The sequence below is a fragment of the Comamonas sp. Z1 genome, from assembly GCF_008121555.1.
In the GTDB taxonomy this organism is placed as follows: Bacteria; Pseudomonadota; Gammaproteobacteria; order Burkholderiales; family Burkholderiaceae_C; genus Comamonas; species Comamonas thiooxydans.
On sequence record NZ_VOQT01000015.1, the window covers coordinates 49,121 to 70,526 of the forward strand.

Annotated in this window: 18 protein-coding genes; 6 read left to right on the forward strand and 12 right to left on the reverse strand. The window is 64.3% G+C overall.

What is annotated here, in order from left to right; genetic code table 11:
• Positions 1-22: 22 nt before the first annotated feature.
• The 5 genes from FSY45_RS21325 to FSY45_RS21345 all read left to right on the forward strand — a co-directional run bounded on the left by FSY45_RS21325 (position 23) and on the right by FSY45_RS21345 (position 7,721).
• Positions 23-1,006, forward strand: a complete 984-nt coding sequence (locus tag FSY45_RS21325) for a tripartite tricarboxylate transporter substrate binding protein (protein ID WP_046462002.1) — start codon at positions 23-25, stop codon at positions 1,004-1,006.
• A 179-nt stretch (positions 1,007-1,185) separates the two neighbouring features.
• Entirely contained in the window at positions 1,186-2,364 is a 1,179-nt protein-coding gene (locus FSY45_RS21330) for a M20 aminoacylase family protein (protein WP_046462001.1), read from the forward strand.
• A 29-nt stretch (positions 2,365-2,393) separates the two neighbouring features.
• A complete protein-coding gene (locus tag FSY45_RS21335; RefSeq protein WP_046462000.1) occupies positions 2,394-3,401 on the forward strand; it encodes a tripartite tricarboxylate transporter substrate binding protein in 1,008 nt (335 codons plus the stop codon).
• Between the two features lie 92 nt (positions 3,402-3,493).
• Positions 3,494-4,633 carry a CaiB/BaiF CoA-transferase family protein gene (locus FSY45_RS21340; RefSeq protein ID WP_003063951.1) on the forward strand — a complete coding sequence of 380 codons (1,140 nt, stop codon included), beginning with the start codon at positions 3,494-3,496 and terminating at the stop codon, positions 4,631-4,633.
• Between the two features lie 166 nt (positions 4,634-4,799).
• Complete coding sequence (locus FSY45_RS21345; protein ID WP_046462008.1) at positions 4,800-7,721, forward strand: aconitate hydratase; 2,922 nt, start codon at positions 4,800-4,802, stop codon at positions 7,719-7,721.
• A gap of 72 nt (positions 7,722-7,793) precedes the next feature.
• On the opposite strand, the gene FSY45_RS21350 is transcribed toward FSY45_RS21345, so the two are convergent.
• From FSY45_RS21350 to FSY45_RS21375, 6 genes are all read right to left on the reverse strand, one after another.
• Positions 7,794-8,183, reverse strand: coding sequence for a VOC family protein (locus FSY45_RS21350; protein ID WP_012839226.1), 390 nt, complete (start codon positions 8,181-8,183; stop codon positions 7,794-7,796).
• A 149-nt stretch (positions 8,184-8,332) separates the two neighbouring features.
• Positions 8,333-9,448 (reverse strand): PepSY domain-containing protein, encoded by a 1,116-nt coding sequence (locus FSY45_RS21355; protein WP_046461999.1) that lies wholly within the window; start codon positions 9,446-9,448, stop codon positions 8,333-8,335.
• 61 nt (positions 9,449-9,509) lie between these two features.
• Positions 9,510-11,726 (reverse strand): TonB-dependent siderophore receptor, encoded by a 2,217-nt coding sequence (locus tag FSY45_RS21360; RefSeq protein WP_046461998.1) that lies wholly within the window; start codon positions 11,724-11,726, stop codon positions 9,510-9,512.
• 256 nt (positions 11,727-11,982) lie between these two features.
• Positions 11,983-12,843: a plasmid replication/partition related protein gene (locus FSY45_RS21365; protein WP_046461997.1), complete on the reverse strand. Its 861-nt coding sequence runs from the start codon at positions 12,841-12,843 to the stop codon at positions 11,983-11,985.
• Positions 12,844-12,998: 155 nt separating this feature from the next.
• Positions 12,999-14,387 carry a tRNA 5-hydroxyuridine modification protein YegQ gene (gene yegQ / locus FSY45_RS21370; RefSeq protein ID WP_046461996.1) on the reverse strand — a complete coding sequence of 463 codons (1,389 nt, stop codon included), beginning with the start codon at positions 14,385-14,387 and terminating at the stop codon, positions 12,999-13,001.
• A 27-nt stretch (positions 14,388-14,414) separates the two neighbouring features.
• Positions 14,415-15,320 (reverse strand): LysR substrate-binding domain-containing protein, encoded by a 906-nt coding sequence (locus tag FSY45_RS21375; RefSeq protein ID WP_046461995.1) that lies wholly within the window; start codon positions 15,318-15,320, stop codon positions 14,415-14,417.
• 146 nt (positions 15,321-15,466) lie between these two features.
• Here FSY45_RS21375 and FSY45_RS21380 point away from each other — a divergent pair, with 146 nt between their 5' ends.
• Entirely contained in the window at positions 15,467-16,225 is a 759-nt protein-coding gene (locus tag FSY45_RS21380; protein WP_046461994.1) for a sulfite exporter TauE/SafE family protein, read from the forward strand.
• 73 nt (positions 16,226-16,298) lie between these two features.
• Here the strand turns inward: FSY45_RS21380 and prfH are convergent, their stop codons facing one another.
• The 6 genes from prfH to ybgC form a co-directional block, all read right to left on the reverse strand.
• Positions 16,299-16,886, reverse strand: a complete 588-nt coding sequence (gene prfH, locus FSY45_RS21385) for a peptide chain release factor H (protein ID WP_046461993.1) — start codon at positions 16,884-16,886, stop codon at positions 16,299-16,301.
• Positions 16,877-18,031, reverse strand: a complete 1,155-nt coding sequence (locus FSY45_RS21390) for an RNA ligase RtcB family protein (protein WP_046461992.1) — start codon at positions 18,029-18,031, stop codon at positions 16,877-16,879. The genes prfH and FSY45_RS21390 overlap by 10 nt, the downstream gene beginning before the upstream one ends.
• Before the next feature lie 392 nt (positions 18,032-18,423).
• Entirely contained in the window at positions 18,424-19,572 is a 1,149-nt protein-coding gene (gene tolA / locus FSY45_RS21395; protein WP_148748377.1) for a cell envelope integrity protein TolA, read from the reverse strand.
• A 77-nt stretch (positions 19,573-19,649) separates the two neighbouring features.
• On the reverse strand, positions 19,650-20,081 hold the full coding sequence (locus FSY45_RS21400; RefSeq protein WP_012839211.1) for a biopolymer transporter ExbD: 432 nt from the start codon (positions 20,079-20,081) through the stop codon (positions 19,650-19,652).
• Positions 20,082-20,225: 144 nt separating this feature from the next.
• Entirely contained in the window at positions 20,226-20,930 is a 705-nt protein-coding gene (gene tolQ / locus FSY45_RS21405) for a protein TolQ (protein ID WP_003063920.1), read from the reverse strand.
• Positions 20,927-21,406, reverse strand: a complete 480-nt coding sequence (gene ybgC, locus FSY45_RS21410; protein ID WP_223305719.1) for a tol-pal system-associated acyl-CoA thioesterase — start codon at positions 21,404-21,406, stop codon at positions 20,927-20,929. The genes tolQ and ybgC overlap by 4 nt, the downstream gene beginning before the upstream one ends.

A 21,406-nucleotide genomic window follows, 5' to 3' on the forward strand; every position in this document is an offset into this window, starting at 1 on the left:
ACCCCCTTCCAAGGAGACAGACATGCATAAAGCCAGACGCGCAGCGCTGGGCCTGATGGCATCCGCCGCCCTGTCGGCAGCACTGCCCGCACTTGCCCAGGAAAAATACCCGACACGCCCCATCACGTTCCTCGTGCCGTTTCCGCCTGGCGGCCCAACCGACGCCATGGCACGTATTCTGGCTGCCGAGCTGACCAAGGAGCTGGGCCAGAGCGTGATCGTGGAGAACAAGGCCGGCGCCGGCGGCAATATCGGAGCGGACTTCGTGGCACGTGCCAAGCCTGACGGCTATACGCTGATGTTCGGTACTTCGGGTCCGCTGGCCATCAACAAACCGCTGTACAAGTCCATCAGCTACGACCCGCGCACCAGCTTCACGCCCATCATCTACGTGGGCTATCTGCCCAATGTGCTGGTGGTTCGGCCGGATTTGGGCGTCGGCAACGTCAAGGAGCTGATCGCGCTGGACAAGAGCAAGCCCGGCAAGCTCAATTTCGCGTCTTCGGGCAATGGCGCTTCATCCCATCTGGCGGGTGTGCTGTTCAACGGCCTGGCCGGCACCCAGCTGCAGCATGTGCCCTACAGGGGCACCGGGCCGGCGCTTAACGACCTGCTGGCCGGTCAGGTGGACATGAGTTTCACCGACATCCTCACGGCCATGCCCTATATCAAGGCCGGCAAGGTCAAGGCCCTTGGCGTGGCCACGGCCAAACGCTCCAGCGCCATGCCCCAGATCCCCACGATCGCCGAGCAGGGTCTGGCCGGCTACGACGTGAGCGTGTTCTTCGGCGTGGTCGGCCCCAAGAGCATGCCGGTGGAGCGGGTGGAGTTGCTCAATCAGGCCTATGCCAAGGCGCTGGATTCCGAGAATGTGAAGAAAGCCTTTGCGGCCCAGGGCCTGGAGCGCGGCGCGGATACCCAGCCCGCCTATCTGGCCGGCTTCGTGAAGAGCGAGCTCGACAAATGGAGCGAGGTGGTGCAAAAGGCCGGCGTGAAGCTTGACTGATGGCGCTGTCGCTTGGGCGCAAGCGCAGGCATGCCATCGAAGGGTGGACGTGTTAGAACTTTTCGAAACTCCTCGCCTCGGCCGTGAGGAGGACACTGTTTCGCACTACCTGCCACTTCCTGCCACTGCCCGAGAGCCCATGCAAGACATGAGCCGGGGTATTTCAACCATCCATAGCCATGACTTCTTCAACTTCCCTTCTGCTCGCCCAACTGCAGTCCGTTGCTGCCGAGTTCGTGGAGATCCGCCGCAGCATTCATGCGCATCCCGAACTGGCCTTCGAAGAGACGCGCACCAGCGACATGGTGGCCGAATCCCTGGCTCGCTGGGGCTATGCCGTGCACCGCGGCCTGGGTGTCACCGGTGTGGTCGGCGTGCTCAAAAAGGGCTCGGGAAGCAAGTCGCTGGGCATACGCGCGGACATGGATGCCTTGCCTATCCATGAAAGAACAGGCCTGGACTACGCCAGCCGCCTGCCCGGGAAAATGCACGCCTGCGGTCATGACGGACATACCGCCATCCTGCTGTGCGCGGCAAAGTACGTTGCCGAGAAGCTCGATTTCAACGGTACGCTGAACCTGATCTTCCAGCCGGCCGAGGAGAACGAAGGCGGCGCCATGCGCATGGTGGACGAGGGCCTGTTCGAGCTGTTTCCCTGCGACGAGATCTATGCGCTTCACAACGCACCGGGCCTGCCCGTGGGCCGGATGGCCATCAGCCAGGGACCGGCCATGGCCTCGTTCGACCGCGTGACCGTTACGCTGCGCGGGCGCAGCGCCCATGGCGCCATGCCGCACCACGGCATAGACAGCATGCAGTGCGCGGCCAGCATCGTGCTGGGGCTGCAGTCCATCATCACGCGCGAGATCGACGCCCAGCAGGCGGCCGTGATCACGGTGGGCTCCATCCAGGCCGGCGAGGTCTTCAACATCGTGCCTGAAAGCGCAGTGCTCAAGATCGGCGTGCGCGCCCTGCACCCGGACGTGCGCAGCTGGGTGGAGACGCGCATCAAGGCCTTTGTGCAGGCCCAGGCCGAGAGCTATCAGCTCAGCTGCGACATCGACTACGTGCACAAATACCCGGTGCTCGTGAACTGTGCAGCCCAGACCGAATACGCGCGCCAGGTGGCAATCAGCCTGCTGGGCGAGGACAAGGTGGGCGAGCGCACGCCGACCATGGGCAGCGAAGACTTTGCCTACATGCTGCAAAAGCGCCCCGGCGCCTATATCCGGCTGGGCAATGGCGTGGGCGAGGACGGAGGCTGCATGGTGCACAACCCGCTGTACGACTTCAACGACAAGGCCCTGCCCATAGGTGCGGCCTTCTGGACGCACTTGGTGCAAAGCTATCTGGCCTGAGCGGTCGCACCCTGAACGGGAGAGAAAAGATGAACACATGGAACCGCCGCGGCTTTATGCGGCACACGCTGTGGCAGGCCGCTGCCTTGGCGGCAGGTTCGAGCTGGGTCCGGGCTGCAGAAAGCTTTCCGGCCAAGCCTCTGGTCCTTATGGTGCCTTTTCCCGCAGGCGGGGCCAGCGATGTGGCGGCGCGCATCTTTGCCGAATCCATAGGCCGCAGCATCAGGCAGCAGGTGGTGGTGGAGAACCTGGGCGGCGGCACGGGCCTGATTGCCGCAGCCAAGGTGCTCAACGCGCCTGCAGACGGCTATATGTTCTTCCATGGTTCGGCCAACGAGATCTTCCTGGCGCCCATGCTCAATACGGCAGCGCGCTACAAGCCAGGCGACTTCACGCTGGCGGCTCCCACGACGGAGTCGCCCATCGTGCTCATGGTCAAGAGCGGGCTGCCTGTCGAAAGCTATGACGAGTTCATCGAATATGCACGCGCCAGCAAAAGCGGCCCGCTGACCTATGGAACGGTGGGCGTGGACTCCATGTACAACCTCATGGGCGATGCTCTGGCAGCCAGACTGAAGCTGCCGTTTCTGCATGTGCCCTACAAGGGCGGAGCGCCGGCCCTGCAGGACCTGGCAGGAGGGCAGGTGGACTTCGCCATCCTGCCTTATCAGGCAAGCTTCGAAGGCATGGCCAAGCAGGGGCGACTGAAGATTCTGACCAGCTTTTCCAAGGTCTTACCCAAGGAGCTAACCCATGTGCCGCTGATATCGCAAAGCCGCCTCAGCCCGGATTTCGAATACACGGTCAGTGCGGGCTACTTCGTGAAGAAGGGCACTCCCGCCGACCGCGTGGCCGCGCTGCGCAGCGCCATAGGGCAGGCGCTGGTGAATCCGGAAATCCGCGCCAAGCTGGAGCTGGAGGGCAAGCACCTGCGCCAGCCCGTTGCCTCGCAGGCAGAGGCGGACCAGAGCTTCCATGCCATCCATCAGCGCCTGAGCGCGCTGGTGCGCAGCGTGGGCCGAAAGCCTCTGGCCTGAGACATGGGCTGCCGCGACTGGCGGTGCAAGCCCACGAGCAATCTTTGATCAACACGCAGGCCATGGGCCCGCATTCTGTCGGAAAGTGAAACATGCACAATCCAGCCACGATTGGTGCCGGAGCCCTGCAGGGCGTCAAGGTGCTTGATCTGTCACGCATTCTCGGCGGGCCGTTCTGCGGCCAGATACTGGGCGACCATGGCGCCGATGTGCTCAAGGTGGAGCCGCCGCAGGGCGATGACACCCGCACCTGGGGGCCTCCGTTTCGCGACGGCGTGGCCTCCTATTACTTCGGCTTGAACCGCAACAAGCGCCTCCAGTTTCTCGACCTGTCCGCGCCCGAAGGCCAGCAGCGCGTGCGCGCCTTGATGGCCGAGGCCGATGTGGTGGTGGAGAACTTCAAGGTCGGCACCATGGAGAAATGGGGCATAGGCTATGAGCAGATGCGCGAAGAGCTGCCGCATCTGATCTGGTGCCGCGTCACGGGCTTCGGCGCCGACGGCCCTTTGGGAAGCCTGCCCGGCTACGACGCCGCCATCCAGGCCATGGCCGGCATCATGAGCATCAATGGCGAAGCCGACGGCGACCCGCTGCGCGTGGGACTGCCGGTGGTGGACATGGTGACGGGGTTGAATGCCACCATAGGCGTGCTGCTGGCCCTGCACGAGCGGGGGCGCAGCGGACAGGGGCAACTGGTGGATGCCTCGCTCTACGACTCCGGGCTGTCGCTGCTCCATCCCCATGCGGCCAACTGGTTCATGGGGCGCAAGCTGCCGCAGCGCTCGGGCAATGCACATCCCAATATCTATCCCTATGACGTTCTCAGCACAGGCGGTGCTCCCATTTTTCTGGCCGTGGGCAACGACAGGCAGTTCCGGTTGCTGTGCCAGCATGTCGGGCAGGAGAGACTGGCGCAGGACGAGCGCTTTGCCAGCGCAGGCCAGCGCTCCGTCCATAGAGCCGAGCTCAAGCCCTTGCTGGAGCAGGCGTTTGCGCCCTTAGATGGCCTGAAGCTTGCCGACGAGCTGATGGCCATCGGCGTGCCTGCCGCGCCGGTGCTCGATGTAGCTCAGGCGCTTGAGCATCCGCATACCGTACACCGCGAGATGGTGGTGACGATGGGCCAATACCAGGGGCTGGGCGCTCCAGTCAAGCTCAGCCGCACGCCGGCCAGCTACCGCTTTGCGCCCTTGAGCGAAGGAGAGGAGTTTCTGCCGGACGCCGGCGCCTGAGATTGCTTCGGCGCGACTCCAGCCCGCCCCGCGCGGGCTTTCTTTTCTTGCGCCATGTGAGCCGGTTTGCGTTGCCGGCGCCCTGTCCCACCCTTTTCATGGGCATTGTGTGCACAATGGAATGCAAAAGCGTTTTCCCTGTGTTCTGTCCATGGAGAGTCTCACGATGTCGCATGCTTTTGCCAAAACCCTGAAGTCCTTTGAACTGGCCGAGGGCAAGAAGGGCAAGTTCTATTCCTTGCCGGCCCTGGCCAAGCAGTTCCCGGAGATCAAGCGCCTGCCGGTCTCGATTCGTATCGTGCTCGAATCGGTGCTGCGCAACTGTGACGGCAACAAGATCACCGAGGAGCATGTGGCGCAGCTGGCGCGCTGGCAATCCAAGGCCGAGCGGGTCGACGAGATTCCGTTTGTCGTCGCGCGCGTGGTGCTGCAGGACTTCACCGGCGTGCCCTTGCTGGCCGACCTGGCCGCCATGCGCAGCACCGCTGCCAAGCTGGGCAAGAAGCCCAAGTCCATCGAGCCGCTGGTACCCGTGGACCTGGTGGTGGACCACTCCATCATGGTGGACTACTTCGGCACCAAGAAGGCGCTGGACCTGAACATGAAGCTGGAGTTCCAGCGCAACCAGGAGCGCTACCAGTTCATGAAATGGGGCATGCAGGCCTTCGACACCTTCGGTGTCGTGCCGCCGGGCTTCGGCATCGTGCACCAGGTCAATCTGGAATACCTGGCGCGCGGCGTGCACAAGGCGAGGAGCGGCAAGGGTGATGCGGTGTACTACCCCGACACCCTGGTCGGCACCGACAGCCATACCACCATGATCAACGGCATAGGCGTGGTGGCCTGGGGTGTGGGCGGCATCGAGGCCGAGGCGGCCATGCTGGGCCAGCCCGTGTACTTCCTCACGCCCGATGTGGTGGGCTTCGAGCTGACCGGCCAGTTGCGCGAAGGCGTGACGGCCACCGATCTGGTGCTCACCGTCACGGAGCTGCTGCGCAAGGAAAAAGTGGTCGGGAAGTTCGTCGAGTTCTTTGGCGAAGGAACGCGCAGCCTGTCGCTGCCGGATCGCGCCACCATCGGCAATATGGCTCCTGAGTATGGGGCGACCATGGGTTTCTTCCCAGTCGATGAAAAGACCATCGAGTACTTCAAGGGAACGGGACGTACCAAGAGCGAGATTCAGGCCTTCGAAGCCTACTTCAAGGCCCAGCAGCTGTTTGGCGTGCCCAAGGCCGGCGAAATCGACTACTCGCATGTGGTCAAGCTGGATCTGGGCAAGGTGGCACCGAGTCTGGCCGGGCCCAAGCGCCCGCAGGACCGCATCGAGATCGGCCATGTGGCCGGGCAGTTCGACGAGCTGTTCAGCGCTCCCGTGGCCCAGAATGGCTTCAATCTCCCTGCCGATCAGCTGGCGCGTCGCCACGTGGTGAGCCCCGATGGTCCCGAGGCCTTGCAGCCCGAGAGCAAACCCCTGTCGGCTGGTGCGGAGCGCAACAAGGCCGAGATGGTGAGCAACACGCCCGAGACCGGCAAGGTCGAGGCCAGTGCGATTGCTGTTGATGCCAGTCATGCGGTTGCAGCGCCGGAAAAGAGCTTCGATATCGGCAGCGGCGATGTGCTGATTGCAGCCATCACCAGCTGCACCAATACCTCCAACCCCAGCGTCATGCTGGCGGCGGGCCTGCTGGCCAAGAAGGCGGTGCAGGCAGGCCTCAAGGTCAAGCCGCATATCAAGACCTCGCTGGCCCCGGGCTCTCGCCTGGTCACCCGCTATCTGACCGAGGCGGGCTTGCTGCCCTACCTGGAAAAACTGGGCTTTGCGCTGGCTGGCTACGGCTGCACCACCTGCATCGGCAATGCCGGTGATCTCACCCCCGAGATCAATGCCGTCATCACGCAGAACAATCTGGTCTGCTCGGCCGTGCTCTCGGGCAACCGCAATTTCGAGGCCCGCATTCACCCCAATATCAAGGCCAACTTCCTGGCCAGCCCTCCGCTGGTGGTGGCTTACGCGATTGCCGGCACGGTGCGCAAAGACCTGATGACCGAGCCCGTGGGCAAGGGCAAGGGCGGCAAGGATGTGTATCTGGGCGACATCTGGCCCAGCAGCGAGGAGATTCAGGAGCTGCTCAAGTTCGCCATGAATGGCAAGGCCTTCCGCAGCAATTACGAGCAGGTGGCCAGCGAGCCGGGCAAGCTCTGGGAAAAGATTCGGGGTGTGACGGGCGCCACCTATACCTGGCCCGAGAGCACCTATATCGCCGAGCCGCCGTTCTTTGCCGACTTTGCTCTGGATTTGAAAGCACCACCCGAAGACGGGGGCAGCGCTGCAGGTCAGAAAGGCTCCAACTCCAGCGCGGTGCACGGTGCTCGCATCATGGCCTTGTTCGGTGATTCCATCACCACCGACCATATCTCGCCCGCAGGCTCCATCAAGGAGTCTTCGCCCGCAGGCAAGTGGTTGCTCGAGCATGGCGTGCAAAAGGCCGACTTCAACAGCTATGGCTCGCGCCGGGGCAACCACGAGGTGATGATGCGCGGCACTTTTGCCAATGTGCGTATCAAGAACCTGATGATCCCCGCCGCAGGCGACGGCTCGCGCGAGGAGGGCGGTGTCACCCTGTTCCGCGACGACCATGGCCGGGCCGAGAAGATGGCCATTTACGACGCGGCCATGAAATACCAGGCCGCGGGCCGTGCCACGGTGGTGCTGGCCGGCGAGGAGTACGGCACGGGCTCCAGCCGCGACTGGGCGGCCAAGGGCACGCAACTGCTGGGCATCAAGGCCGTGGTGGCGCGCAGCTTCGAGCGCATTCACCGCTCCAATCTGGTGGGCATGGGCGTGTTGCCGCTGCAGTTCAAGGGCAATGACAGCTGGCAAACCTTGGGTCTGACGGGCGAGGAGTTCATCGATGTGATCCCGGCCGCCGACCTCGCGCCGCAAAGCGATGCCCAGCTGGTGATCACCAGGCCCGATGGCAGCAAGAAAACCGTGACCGTGAAGCTGCGCATCGATACCCCCATCGAGGTGGACTACTACCGCCATGGCGGCATCCTGCCCTATGTGCTGAGGCAGTTGCTGGCCTGATTGCGCCCGCTTGCCAGGCAAAAAGGCCTGTCCTCCTCGGAGGCAGGCCTTTTTCGTGGGCTGGCGCGAGCCCTATTTCATCGAGTGCAGGCCAAACATATTGCCTTCGGTATCGATGGCCAGGGCAATAAATCCATAGGGGCCTATGGAGACTTTGTCGCGGTGCAGGCTGCCGCCGTTGCGTGCAACGCGGGCGGCCTGCTCGGCGCAGTCTTCACAGACGAAATAGACCAGCGTGCCGCCGCCGCCAGAGGGGCATTCCGGCATGCGGACCAGCGCTCCGGTGGCTCCAGCGTTATCCGGCTGCCCTGGGAAGGCCCACATCTCCATATCGGGGTGCTCGCCGCCTTCCGGCATGGCCAGCGCTTGCAGCTGACAGCCCAGCACGGCTTCGTAGAAGCTCCTGGCGCGCGACATGTCCTGCACGTAGATCTCGAACCAGCCAACGGGATTCATAGCCATCTTCAGCTCCTTGTCTGCTCATCGGTGGAAGTACAGATGCTGAGGCCGCAGAGGCTGTGATGCAAGCAGACCCGGCCCTTAACAGGGGCTTCGAACCTGGAACATGGGGCAAGGGCCGGGCGCAGGTTGCAGGGCGCCGGCCCGCGCTCTCAGGGCTTTCTCTGGGCGGCAAGCTTTCTGGCCTTGCGGCGGTGCCACCAGAGCCAGATTCCGCTGATGCCCAAGCCGCTCAGCACCAGGCCGTTGAGGCCGGCCAGGATTTCCATCAGCACGCCACCCAGCTCGCCCGTGTGCAGCGGATAGGCCACGGCCACCGCCGCAGCGCCGGGGTCGAGTTCATTCCAGCGCCTGACGTCCAGCACGGCACCATTGCGCGGGTCCAGCCATACCGAGCTGATGCCGTTGGGGTGCGGCTCGCCCGGGGCGCGAAAGCGGATGCGTACGGCCTGCTTGGCATTGGGCGGCAGCTGCACGAAGCTGGCCTGGGCATCGGGCATGGCCGCGCGGGCCGAGGCCAGCATGGCATCTACATCGGCTGGCAGCGCTTGGGCGGTGCCTTGCGCAGCCAGTGCGGGCAGCTTGGGTGGCTTGACTGCCGTGCTGCTGCTGAGCACATTGAGCCAGTCGCCCAGCGGTCGCCATGCCATATAGGCACCGGTGATGACCGACACCGCGATCAGCAGGCCCATGATCACGCCGCCGATGCGGTGCATGTCGAACAGGGCGCGCACCAGGCTTTTGTTGAGTTCTATGTGCCAGTTGCCCGGCCAGCGCTTGGGCCACCAGAGAATGACGCCCGTCAGCAGCAGCAGCACATAGGCCAGCGTGGTCCAGGCCAGTATGGCCTTGCCATTGGCGTCGAGCAGCAAGGTGCTGTGCAGCTTGAACAGCGTGTTGACAAAGCCCTCGGTCTCGCCACGACGGCCCTGCTCCTGTCCGGTGACAGGGTCCAGGTAAATGGTGCCGCGCCAGTCCGCAGCCTGAACGCGCAGCCACAGGCTGTCCTGCGTCTCCTGAGGCAGCCGGAAGCGCAGAGTGGCTTTGCTGCCGAACTCCTCATGGGCTCTTGCCAGTATCGGCGTCAGTGCTGCGGCCTGCTGCGCATGCGTCGTGCGGGCCTGGAACAGCTCGGGGTGCGCCATGCGGTCCAGTGGCTGGCCGATGATGAGCAGGGTGCCGGTGAGCCCGGCCAGAATCAGAATCCAGCCCAGGCCCAGGGCAAACCAGCGATGCAGCCGCAGCCACAGAGAACGTAGCGAAGTCATTGCGCGTAATGGTGTGATGCCCCGCGTGACCGGTCCTGAGGTGGACTCGCGGGGCCGCCGCTTAGAACGGCAGGGTGGCCTGGACGTACAGGGTGCGTGGCATGCCCACGTATTTGCCGCCGCCGTTGTTGTCGGTGGAGCGGGTGAAGTAGCGGCGGTCAAACACGTTCTTCATGCCCACGGTCAGGCGCAGATTGTTCAGCTCCTTGCCGGCCTGGTAGCTGGTGCGCAGGCCCAGGATGGCAAAGCCCGGGATATCGCCCAGATTGCCATTGGCGTCTTCCTGCGTGATGTAGGGATTGGGCTTGGCGCTGGTGCCGGGCGTGCCGGGCGAGCGTTGCTTGGACTGGGCGTTCAGATCGGCATTGAAGGTCCAGCGCTCCATCGCATAACGTGCCGACAGGCCGGCCGTGTGGCGCGAATAAAGCGGCAGGTCGCGGCCTGCGAAGGGGCCGGCCTGGCTGGTGGCCTGGGTGAAGGTATAGCTCATCCCCAGCGACAGGCCCTTGAGTGCCGGGTAGTTCTTGCCGAAGTCATAGCGCAGCGCCGATTCCAGACCACGGTGGCGCGTGGCACCCAGATCGGTCCAGATGCCGTTGCCGGTGCCGTCACCCGGGCGGTCCAGGAACAGCTCCTTGTTGAAGTCGATGTTGAACAGCGTCAGCTCGCCATTCCAGGTGTCACTCTTGTAGTGCGTGCCCAGCTCATAGGTCTTGGCCGATTCGGGATAGAGCTGGTTGTTGGACGACTGGGCCAACTGTGCGTACTGCTGGGGCCCGAAGGACTTGCCGGCATTGGCGAACACCGCCCAGTGGCTGTCGACGCGGTAGAGCACCGACAGCGTGGGCAGCCATTCGTTGGCGGCAGCCGTCGGGTAGATGGCCGCTGCGGTCGCGCCCTTGTAGTCCACCACATTGTTGAAGGAGCGGATGCGCTCGTAGCGCACGCCGGGCGTGATGGTCCAGTTGCCCACATCGATGCGGTTGTCGATATAGAAGGCATTGGCCGTGGTGCCGCCCTGGCTGGTCTGGGTGGTGTTCAGCGGCAGGGCCATGGCATCGACCTGGCCGGGCACATAGAAGCCCGAAGTGGCCAGCGCCGTTTCTGAGCTCTTTTCCTTCAGGTAGCGATAGCCAACGCTGACTTCCTGCACCACGGAGCCGGTCTCGAAAATGCGCGAGTAGCGCGGCTCCACGCCGTAGTAGCTGTAGTCGCGCGGTGCGGCCGTGAGGCTGCGCTTGCCGGCATTGGCGCCGGTGGCGTCGCGTTCGATATAGCTGCCGCGGAAGGAGTCCACGTAGTAGCTGAGCACTTCGAAGTTGTTGCGACCGTCCTTGTAGCTGTACTTGAGCGAGCCGTCGGTGCGGCGGCCCGTGAACTGGTCATAGTTGCGCGTGCTCTGGAACGGGTCGGCGGCGTACTGGGCCGTGGTCAGGCCGCCGGGCATCTGGCCCTTGCCCTCGAAGTGGTGCAGCGAAGCGGAAATGCTGCTGTTGTTGCTGAGCTTGTAGCTGCCCTTGACCAGCAGATCGTCGATGTCGGTCTTGTCGTTGCTGCTGCGCCAGCCCTTGCCGTGCGTGCCCGAATACAGCACGGCCAGGCCCAGGCCCGACTCGTTGGTGCCGCCCACAAAGAAGCTGGGCGTGGTCTTCACGTTGCCGCCGTGGATGTAGATCTCGGTGCCGATGGAGGCTTCTGCCGCAAAAGTCTTGGGAATGGCGCGCGTCGTGAAGTTGATGATGCCGCCCACGTTCTGCGGGCCGTAGCGCACCGAGCCTGCGCCGCGCACCACGTCGATGGAGTCCAGATTGCCCAGCGCCACGGGCGCCAGCGACAGCTGGGGCTGACCGTAGGGAGCGTAGGAGACGGGCACGCCGTCCTGCAGCACATAGGAGCGTGGCGACAGGCGTGCGGTCAGACCGCGCACGCTCAGGTTCAGAGAGATATCGCTGCCGCCCGTGCCGTTGCTGTCCTGAACCTGCACACCGGGCACCAGGCGCAGCGCTTCGCGCAAGGTGGCCGCGCCGCTTTCCTGGATGCGCTCGCGCTCGACGATGGTGCGGGCGCCTGGATGCTCCAGCACCTTCTCGGCGCTGGACATATCGCCATCCAGCCAGTTGCCGGTGACGGTGACCGAGTCCAGGGCGGCTTCGGCAGTGGCGGCGTTGGCCGTCTGTGCATGAACGGGGCTGGCGAGCACGCCAAGGGCTGCGGCAACGGCAGCGGCGGCGCTGCTCAGGCGAAAAGCGGGGGAGTCGGAAAGATGGAGGTTAGCCATGGGTGTTGTAGGGGAGTGCACACAGCACCTGGCTGGCATGAACAGCGCGCTGCCCCAGCCTTGCGCTGGCGGCATCTCTTGTCTTCAGTCGGGGCCGGAGGGGACTATGTGGCGTTTATTGGCAGGCGCAGATATTAATGAGAATTGCTGTCATTTGGCTGTATGTGGTTATGTTGAGACACAAAAAAACAGCCTCCCTGCCCGGCAATCTGGCCGTTCGGGGAGGCTGCGTGCGGGAGCCGGGCAAGAGAGCGGCTTAACCCTGTTCGGCCAGCAGGTCCTGCAAGGTCTTGACCTGCAGGCGCAGGCGCTCGTTCTCGGCTTCCAGCTCGGTGACGCGGGTCTGCAGCTCTTCGGGGCTGGCGGCTGGCACGGCTTCTGCCGATTCTTCGGCTTCGGGCTTGGCGGCCTTGGGCTTTTTCTTGGCATCGCGCACGCGCTTGGCGGCCTGCTTGAGGGCGTCGGCACCTTCGGCGGCCACGGCTTGCTGCTCTTCCTCGGGCAGGGTGGCGACCACGGCAGCGGCATTGAGCGAGAGTTCGCCGGCCTTGACCGCGGCCACGACTTCGGGCGCAGCCTTTTCCTGGATGGTCTCGATCATCTTGACCTGACCGGCCGACAGTCGGGCGGCGCGTGCCAGGGCTTCACGCGTGTCCAGCGCTTCGTCGGGCACCTTGGCCACGCTGGCCAGAGCCTGGGCCACCACGGGGTCGGTCTCGCCTTCCCAGGGGGCTTCCTCGCTGGCCGGCTGGGCGGCCTTGGCGGCGTTCACGGCAGCGGCAGCGGCAGCGCGTCGCTCGGCAATGATCTCGCGCTTGCGCAGCGCCAGCACGCCGCGCTGGAAGTCCGAGACCGAGCGGCGGCCCAGATGCTGGTCGATCATCCACAGATGCACGTCGTCCATGTTCTTGAACTGCGTGGCCTGCACGGTGTTGAAGGGCAGGCCGTGCTTGCGGCAGATGCCGTAGCGGTTGTGGCCGTCGATGAGCAGATCGCCCCAGACCACCAGGGAGTCGCGGCAGCCTTCGGAAAGGATGCTGCGCTCCAGCGATTCGTGCTCGTCCGGGGTCAGAGGGTCGATATAGGCCTTCAGGCCTTCGTCAATCTTCAGTTCCATGTGTGTTCTTCAAATTGAGGAGCTGCTTGCGCTTGTTGTCGTTGGTTCTCAACATGAATTCAATTTGAATCCAAGAGAGGACGAGCGAAAGCAGCTATAGAGAAAAGAGCAACGCCCCAGCGTATGGGGCGTTGGAAAAGCAAAGCCGGTCGAGCTTACAGCAGACGCGAAATCAGCGCACCTTCCACAGGGCCTTCCAGCGGAATGCGCACGCGCACGGGGTTGCCTTGTGCGACTTCCACGGGCTGGCCTTCGAGGTTGAACATCTTCTCCAGCTTGACTTGGCGGTTGCCCTGGGGATGAATCACTTCGATGGTGTCGCCCACGGCGAAACGGTTCATGGTTTCAATCTCGGCCATGCCGTCGGCATAGCCGCGCACCGCGCCCACGAAGTGGCTGCGCTGCAGCACGCTGTGGCCGGTTTCGTAGTTCTGGTAGTCGTTGGCAGGGCGGCGCTCCAGCAGGCCGCCGGTATAGCCGCGGTTGGCCAGACCTTCGAGTTCGGTGATCAGATGCGGGTTGAACGGACGGCCGGCCACGGCGTCGTCGATGGCGCGGCGGTAGGTCTGGGCTGTGCGGGCCACGTAGTACAGGCTCTTGGTGCGGCCTTCGATCTTGAGCGAGTCCACGCCGATCTTGGTCAGGCGCTCCACATGCTCCACGGCGCGCAGGTCCTTGGAGTTCATGATGTAGGTGCCATGCTCATCTTCCATGATGGGCATCATCTCGCCGGGGCGGCCTTTTTCCTCGAGCAGATAGATGGCATCTGCCTTGGGATGGCGCTGCTGGTCACCGCAGGTGCTGGTGAACTGGTTGTCCAGATCGTTCTTGGCTTCTTCGAAGTTGAAGCCGGTTTCCATGGTCTGGCCCAGCGCCTCGCCGGTGTTGGGGTCCACGGCCGCGTCATGCGTCTTGTAGTCCCAGCGGCAGGCGTTGGTGCAGGTGCCCTGGTTGGGGTCGCGGCGGTTGAAGTAGCCCGACAGCAGGCAGCGGCCCGAGTAGGCAATGCACAGCGCGCCGTGCACAAACACTTCCAGCTCCATGTCGGGGCATTCCTGGCGGATCTTCTCGATCTCGTCCAGGCTCAGCTCGCGCGACAGGATGATGCGCGAGACGCCCATCTTCTGCCAGAACTTCACGGTGGCGTGGTTGGTGGTGTTGGCCTGCACGGACAGATGGATTTCCTGCTCGGGCCACTTTTCCTTGACCATCATGATGAGCCCGGGGTCGGCCATGATCATGGCGTCGGGCTTCATGGCGATGATGGGTTCGATGTCGCGCAGATAGGTGCGGACCTTGTCGTTGTGCGCAATCAGATTGCTGGTCAGGAAGAACTTCTTGCCGCGTGCATGCGCCTCGGCAATGCCCTGGCCGATCTGCTCCAGGCGGAATTCGTTGTTGCGCGCGCGCAAGCTGTAGCGCGGCTGGCCGGCGTAGACGGCGTCGGCACCAAAGTCGTAGGCGGCGCGCATCTTGTCGAGAGAGCCGGCAGGCAGCAGCAGTTCGGGGGCTTTGAGGGTCATGATGGCGCTATTGTCCCGCATAGCGCTTTTCACCGTGGCTTGCTAAGGCTACGCAGTCTGTAGCAGCTGTGCGTGCAGCTGCCGCGCGGGTAAGGACAGCGATGCCGACCCAGCCGGCGTGCACAGCAGCAGCTGGCGCTGCGCCCAGGCGTCGGACAGCGGCACGGCCGCCACGCCGGTGGCGGCGCCGTGACGCTGCACGGCAGCCAGCGGCAGCACGGCAATGCCGACGCCCTGGCCAACGAGCTGGCACAGACCTTCGAAATGCTGCAGCTGGACCTGGATGCGCAGAAGCCGGTCATTGATCTGCAAGGCCTGTTTCTGCAGCAGCTGCTGCAGGGCGGATTCGCGTGGCAGGCCGACCCAGTTCTCGTGCAGCAGCTCGGCCAGTTTCAGTTGCGAGCGTCCGGCCAGCGCATGGCCCAGCGGCAAGGCGGCGGCCAGCGGGTCCTGTCTCCAGGGCTGGCAGTGCAGGCCTGCCAGCGCCGCCGCGTCTTCGGCATCCCAGGCCGCCACGCCGATATCGCACAGGCCCTGGCGCAGTCCGGCCAGCACTTCGCTGCTCGGGCATTCCTGCAGCTCCAGTGCAATCTGCGGGTGCTGGCGCAGAAAGCCGCTGACGGCCAGCGGCAGATGCTCGCGCACGGCCGAGGTATTGCCTCGCAAACGTATCTGCCCGGCCAGGCCGGCGCCGAACTCGCCCATGGCCCCGCGTAGCAGCTGCATCTGGCTGAGCACCTGGCGCGCATGCTGGCCCAGGGTGTGACCCGCAGCCGTGGGCTGCACGCCGCGTGCCTGGCGAATGAGCAGCGCCGTGCCCAGAAGCGCCTCCATGCCGCGCACGCGCTCGCTGGCCGAGGCCAGCGTGAGATGGCTGCACTGTGCCGCTGCCGTCAGCGTGCCGCTGTCGAGGATGTGCACAAACAGCTGGAGGTCGGTCAGGTCAAAGCGCATGGGATTCAAGCCTAAGGTTTATACGAAGTCTGGATTTGAATAATCCCGTTGGTAAAGAGTCTTGTGTCGAAGGATTATCAGCGCTAAGCAAGAGAAAGATAGATCTTGCCGGTGTTTAAAGATTCGGATAATACGAAGGATTGATGATGTGGAACGAAGGCTGGATGGCTGCGGCAGCCATTGCCGTGTTTGGCCTGGCGGGTTGTGTCAAAGGCGTGGTGGGTCTGGGTCTGCCCACGGTTTCCATGGCCTTGCTGGCGGTGTTCATGCCGCCTGCGCAGGCGGCGGCCTTGCTGCTTTTGCCTTCGCTGGTGACGAATCTGGTGCAGATGCGGCCTGTGGCGGGTTTGCGGGCCTTGTTGCAGCGTCTGGGCTGGATGCAGCTGGGCATTGTGCTGGGCACGCTGGGAGGTGTGGCCCTCTGGGGCGGAGTCGGCAGCCTGCCCGCAGCCAGGCCGGCTCTGGGCCTGGCGCTGGTGATGTACGCCCTGTGGGGGCTGTCGGGCCTGCGCTGGCAGACGCCGGTGCCGCACCAGGCCTGGCTGGGCGCGGCATGCGGCCTGCTGACGGGCGCCATCACGGCGGTTACCGGTGTCTTTGTCGTGCCAGCCGTGGCCTTTTTGCAGTCGCTGGGCCTGGCCCGTCCCGCACTCATGCAGGCCATGGGCCTGTGCTTTACCACTTCCACGCTGGCCCTGGGGACCGGTTTGTTCTGGAAGGGGCAAGGCCTGGGTGCTCAGGCGCAGGAGATGGGACTGGGACTGCTGACTTCGGCCCTGATGCTGATTCCGGCTCTGGCCGGCATGCACTGGGGCGAGTTGCTGCGCGAGAAACTCTCGCCCGAGCTTTTCCGGAAGCTGCTGATGCTCAGTCTGCTGGCCCTGGGTGTCTACCTGTGCTTCTAAGTGGCCGGGGCCGCAGCGACATTGCCGCCGCCTCTGCGTTCGGGAGGCGGGCGGCAATGTCCTCACCGGGCGCTTACAGGCGGAAGACCTTGACGGCCTGACCCCGCTCGACTTCCCAGTGCTGCTGGTTGCGCAGGCGCTGCGCCTGCCCCTCGCTGCGCGCATTGTGCTGCGCCAGCTTGATGGCCAGCAGCTCGCGCGCCAGCCGCTTGTTGGCATGCTGGCTGCGTTCGCTCATGACCTTGACGGCAATCCCGCTGGGCACATGCAGGGCGTGGACGGCCGAGTCCGTGGTGTTGACATGCTGGCCGCCCTTGCCCGAAGCCTTGCAGGACTGGAACTGTATCTCGCCGTCCATGGCCAGCTGGCGCGGCGGCTCGCAGCGCTGCACGGCGACGAACCAGTTCTTGCGCGGATGCCGGGGCCGGAAGGGGCTGGCGAAGATCCACTGGATGGTGCCCAGCCATTCGCGCAGCGCGGGCGTCTCGCGCTCGCAGCGCAGCAGCACCGACCTGCAGCCGGCCGGGGTGCGGGACTCCTCCAGCACCTCGACGGCCAAATCCTCGGCCGCGCAGGCCTGCAGCAGCTTGCGTAGCGTCAGCTGCAGCGCGTATTCGCACTCGGCGGGGCCGTGGGCCGAGCTCAGTTGCATCAGCAGCATTGCATGGCTCCCTTCTTGTAGGTCAGCAGGGGCCTGAGACGCGCGACCAGCTCCACCAGGCCGGCTTGCTGCAGGCTGGCGACCACGGAGTCCACATCCTTGTAGGCCTGGGGGGCCTCCTCGTAGACCAGCTCGCGGTCGGCGCAGACCACGGCGCTGCCGAAGCGCGTGCGCAGCAGCTCGTCCAGCGTGAAGCGGGGCCGCAGCCGGCCTGCGCAGTCCGTGCGCGCCCATTTGCGGCCGGCGCCGTGGGCCAGCGAATCCAGGGCCTCGTGCCGCCCGGTGACGGGCCGCACCAGATAGCTGTAGTCGCCGCGCGAGCCCGGAATGACGACCAGACCCCGGTCTGCCGGTGTGGCGCCCTTGCGATGCAGAAAGCCGTCCTGGCCCTGCCAGCGGTGGGCAAGCACATGGTTGTGCGTGATGTCGAGCAGGGCTTCGCCCTGGCTGCGGATCGCGCGCAGCAGGCGCTGGGCGATGCTGCTGCGGTTGAGCCGCGCATAGTCGATTGCGGCATCGTGCTGCAGCAGGTATTGCCTTGCGGCGTCGGTGCCGGCGGCCAGGCCGTCGTGGCTGAAACGCTGCACATGCTCGCGCAGTATGGCGCCGCCCAGGCCCCGCGAGCCGCTGTGCACCATGAGGTGCACGCGCTTTTTGTCGAGCGCGCCTTCCTCGTAGAGGGTCTCGACCTGCTGCAGTTCGGCAAAGTGGTTGCCGCCGCCTATGGTGCCCAGACTCTGCAGCAGATAGGCCGGATCGGCGACGCCGCTGGTCTGCGCAATCTGCTGCAGCTGCCCCATGTCCACGGTCTCCAGCAGCTCCAGAGGCAGAGGGCCGTCGATATTGCCCACAGCTTTTTCGAGCCTGGCGGCCGAGGTCTTGTGCACGGCCAGGTCGGTTGCGTACAGGGACATGCCGCAGCCTATGTCGCCGCCGACCAGGGCCGGGTAGAAGCGTTCTGTCGAGAAAAATGCCGCGCCCACGGGATAGCCCTGGCCCGGATGCAGGTCGGGAAGACCCACGGCAGCGCGGATGCCGTCCAGATTGGCGGCGGTGGTGTGAAGTTGCTGGATGGCAGCGTCCTCGATCCAGACGCTGCGGTTGGCGAACACCTTGACGTAGGTGTCCGAAAAAGAATTGCCCATGAATGGCCCTTGGTCGAATGCATGAAATCAGCGATGGGGCAGTCGCGACATGCTCGGCCGAGGGCATCCGGGAATTCACGCGCAGCACAAGGCCTGGCTCCATGTCGTTCCATGGGCCGGGCGAGGTCTGCAGCGTGGCGGGAAGCGCTAGAAGGCTTTAGGCGGGCACGACTGCAAAGGGATTTGTCGTCTGGGACATGGCTCTCTCCTTTGCGTGAGTGGGTGAAGCGCGCAATCCTGCATGGAGTGCGGCAAAGAAAGGCATGCTATGGACTGGCGAGCGGCGGCGCAAGCCATGCAGCTCGGTGCGTTGCGGATTGGCCACAGATAGAGAAAAGCCCCGCAGGCCGTGCCTGCGGGGCTTGGGGGACAGCGCGGGGAGCAGTCCCGCGTCAGTCCTGGGGTCTGAAGCCTATGACCAAGTCCGACGGCACCTTGCCGTCGATATCGCGCGGCAGCTTGTCGGTCTTGTGCAGGGCGCGCACCACGGCTTCATCCCAGGCCGCGTTGCCGCTGGACTTGGAGATCGTGGCACTGGTGATGGTGCCGTCCGGTGCCGTGCGCACGCGGACCTCGGCACGCGGATTGCCGCTGACCGCATCGGGGTAGACGATGTTGGGCTTGACGCGCGCGGCCACCTTGGCGGCATAGCCGGCCGATGGTCCGCCGCTGGCACTGCTGCCCGCGCCGCCCGTGCGGCTGCCGCCGCTGCCGGCCTGATCGCTGCCGCCGGACCCGCCGGCCAGCCCTTGCAGGCGTGCCAGCTCGGCCTTGCGGCGGTCATCGGCTGCCTTGGCATCCCTGGCGTCCCTGGCCGCCTTCTCCTTGGCTTCCTTGGCGGCTTTTTCCTTGTCGGCCTTGTCCTTCTCGGCTTTTTCCCTGGCAGCTTTGTCCTTGGCGGCTTTCTCGGCTTTCTCTTTCTCAGCCTTTTCCGCTTTTTCCTTCTCGGCCTTGTCCTTGGCCGCCTTTTCGGCCTTTTCCTTTTTCTCGTGCTCGAGCTTTTCCTTGCGTTCCTTCTCCGCTTTTTCAGCCTTCTCGGCCTTTTGTTTTTCCAGCTGCGCCTTTTCGGCCTTTTCCTTCTCGGCCTTGTCCTTTTCGGCTTTTTCCTTGCGCTCTTTTTCGCGCTGTTCGCGGGCTTCCTGCTCGGCCTTTTCCTTCTTCAGCTGCTCCTGCTTTTTCTTTTTGGCCAGGGCAATCTCGGCCTCATGATCGTCGTCATGGGTCTGAGCCTTGGGGGCAGGCGCAGGAGGAGGCAGCGGTGCCACCACGGGTTCCGGCGGAGGAGGTGGTGGCTCGGGAGCCGGCTCCGGCGTGGGCTCCGGAGCGGGAGGCGGCGGTGTCACGGCGGCTGCGGAAGCCGGGGCGGAACTGCTCCAGACCTCGGCTTCGACCATGGCCTCGTCGGCTTCTTTGGGGGGGCGCACCGTCCACAGCAGGGCCGCGATCAGCAACCCGTGCGCGGCCAGGGCGAGCGACCATGAGCGCGCCCGGCCTTTGGGGCGGGGCGGGGCAAACTGATCGCGATCTTGCTGGTTAGGCATGGTGAATTGGTGGTCTGCGCGGGCTGCGGCTTCAAGGGATCAAAGTCGCGGCCGGCGGCAGAGCTTCCTGTAGGGGATCAATTGCTGGAAGAGGAAACGACGCCGAAGGCAATGCGCTTGACGCCGGCCTTGGACAGCGTGGTGTGCGCCTTCATGACGTCGTCAAAAGGCAGACCCTTGTCGGCGATGATCTGGATGGCGCTGTCCTCGCCCTGGCCTTGCTGCCAGGACTGGGCCAGACCCTTGAGGTCGTCGAGCTTGATGGTCTGGGTGTTGCTGCCGTTCTTGAACTGGATGCTGCCATCCTTGTCGAGCAGCACATAGGCAATGTTCTTGGTCGGCGGGCGCGAGGACTTGCCCGCGCTGGGGACGTTGATGGAGCCCGGCGTGAGCATGGGCGCCGTCACCATGAAGATGATGAGCAGCACCAGCATCACGTCGATGAAGGGCACCATATTGATTTCGTTGACGGTGCGGCGATTGCGACCGCGTGAACTCATGGCTGGCATGGATCACACTCCTTACAAATAGGCTGCTTGGCGCGCAGCCGTCCTGCTCGCGCGAGGCTCAATCCAGAGGCGCAGTGCAAAGGCCCGCGGGCCTTGTGTCCTGTCAAGGCCAGATGCCTGAAGCGACTCGGGAACCGTTTCATCTCAATGGCCGGAGGCGGAGCCGCTGGCAGTGGCACCGACATTGCGCTGCAGGATATTGGAGAACTCCTCGATGAAGGTCTCTTCCTGGCTGGCGATACGGTCGATATGGTGGGCGTAACGGTTGTAGGCCGTCACGGCGGGGATGGCTGCAAACAGGCCCATGGCGGTGGCGACCAGGGCCTCGGCAATGCCGGGGGCCACGGTGGCCAGCGTGATCTGCTCCATATTGGCAAAGCCGGTGAAGGCGTGCATCACGCCCCACACGGTACCGAACAGGCCGACATAGGGCGAGACCGAGGCCACGGTGCCCAGGAAGGACAGGCCGGATTCGATCTCGTCGAGTTCGCGCTGAAAGCTTGCGCGCATGGCACGGCGCGTGCCGTCCATCAGCGTGGCGACATCGCCGATGCGGCGCTCGCGCAGCTTCTGGTACTCACGCATGCCGCTGGCAAAGATGCGCTCCATGGGGCCGCCGGTCTTGGCGTTCTGCGCGGCAGAGGCATAGAGGTCGTTGAGGCTGGTGCCCGACCAGAAGTCCTGCTCGAAGTTGTCGTTGAGCGAGCGCACTCGCTTCAAGGTCTGGGCCTTGCGAAAAATGGTGGCCCAGCTCGCTATGGATGCGATCACCAGGATCAGCATGACCAGTTGTACCACCCAACTGGCCTGCATGATGAGGCTGAGGATGGACATGTCTTGGGAGTTCATGAAAGTTGCTCCAGGATATGGTTCGGAATTCTCGCGGGGCGCATGGTCTTGCCATCCACCCACCCAATTCGGATGGAGCCCGTGCACAGCGGCGTGGGCTCTTGGGCGTGACTGTCGGAATGGACCAGCAGCGCCTGCTGCTCGATTGTGAGCGAAGCGCGGCCGGCACTTTTCAAGCTAGCGGTAACAAAGAGTTGGTCATCGAGTCGCGCCGGGTGCAGATATTCAAGCTGCGCAGACGTTACGACAAAGATGCCGCCGGTTTGTTCCCGCAGCTTTTGCTGGGCGATGCCCAGCGAGCGCAACCACTCGGTACGGGCACGCTCGAAGAACTTGAGGTAGTTGGCATAGAACACGGCGCCGCCGGCATCGGTGTCTTCCCAGTAAACGCGTATCGGGAATGTGAACACCCCGGCTGCGGCGGCTTGCAAGGCATCGGCCCTGTCAGGCAAAGGCGCTGGTTGGCTCTGCATCAT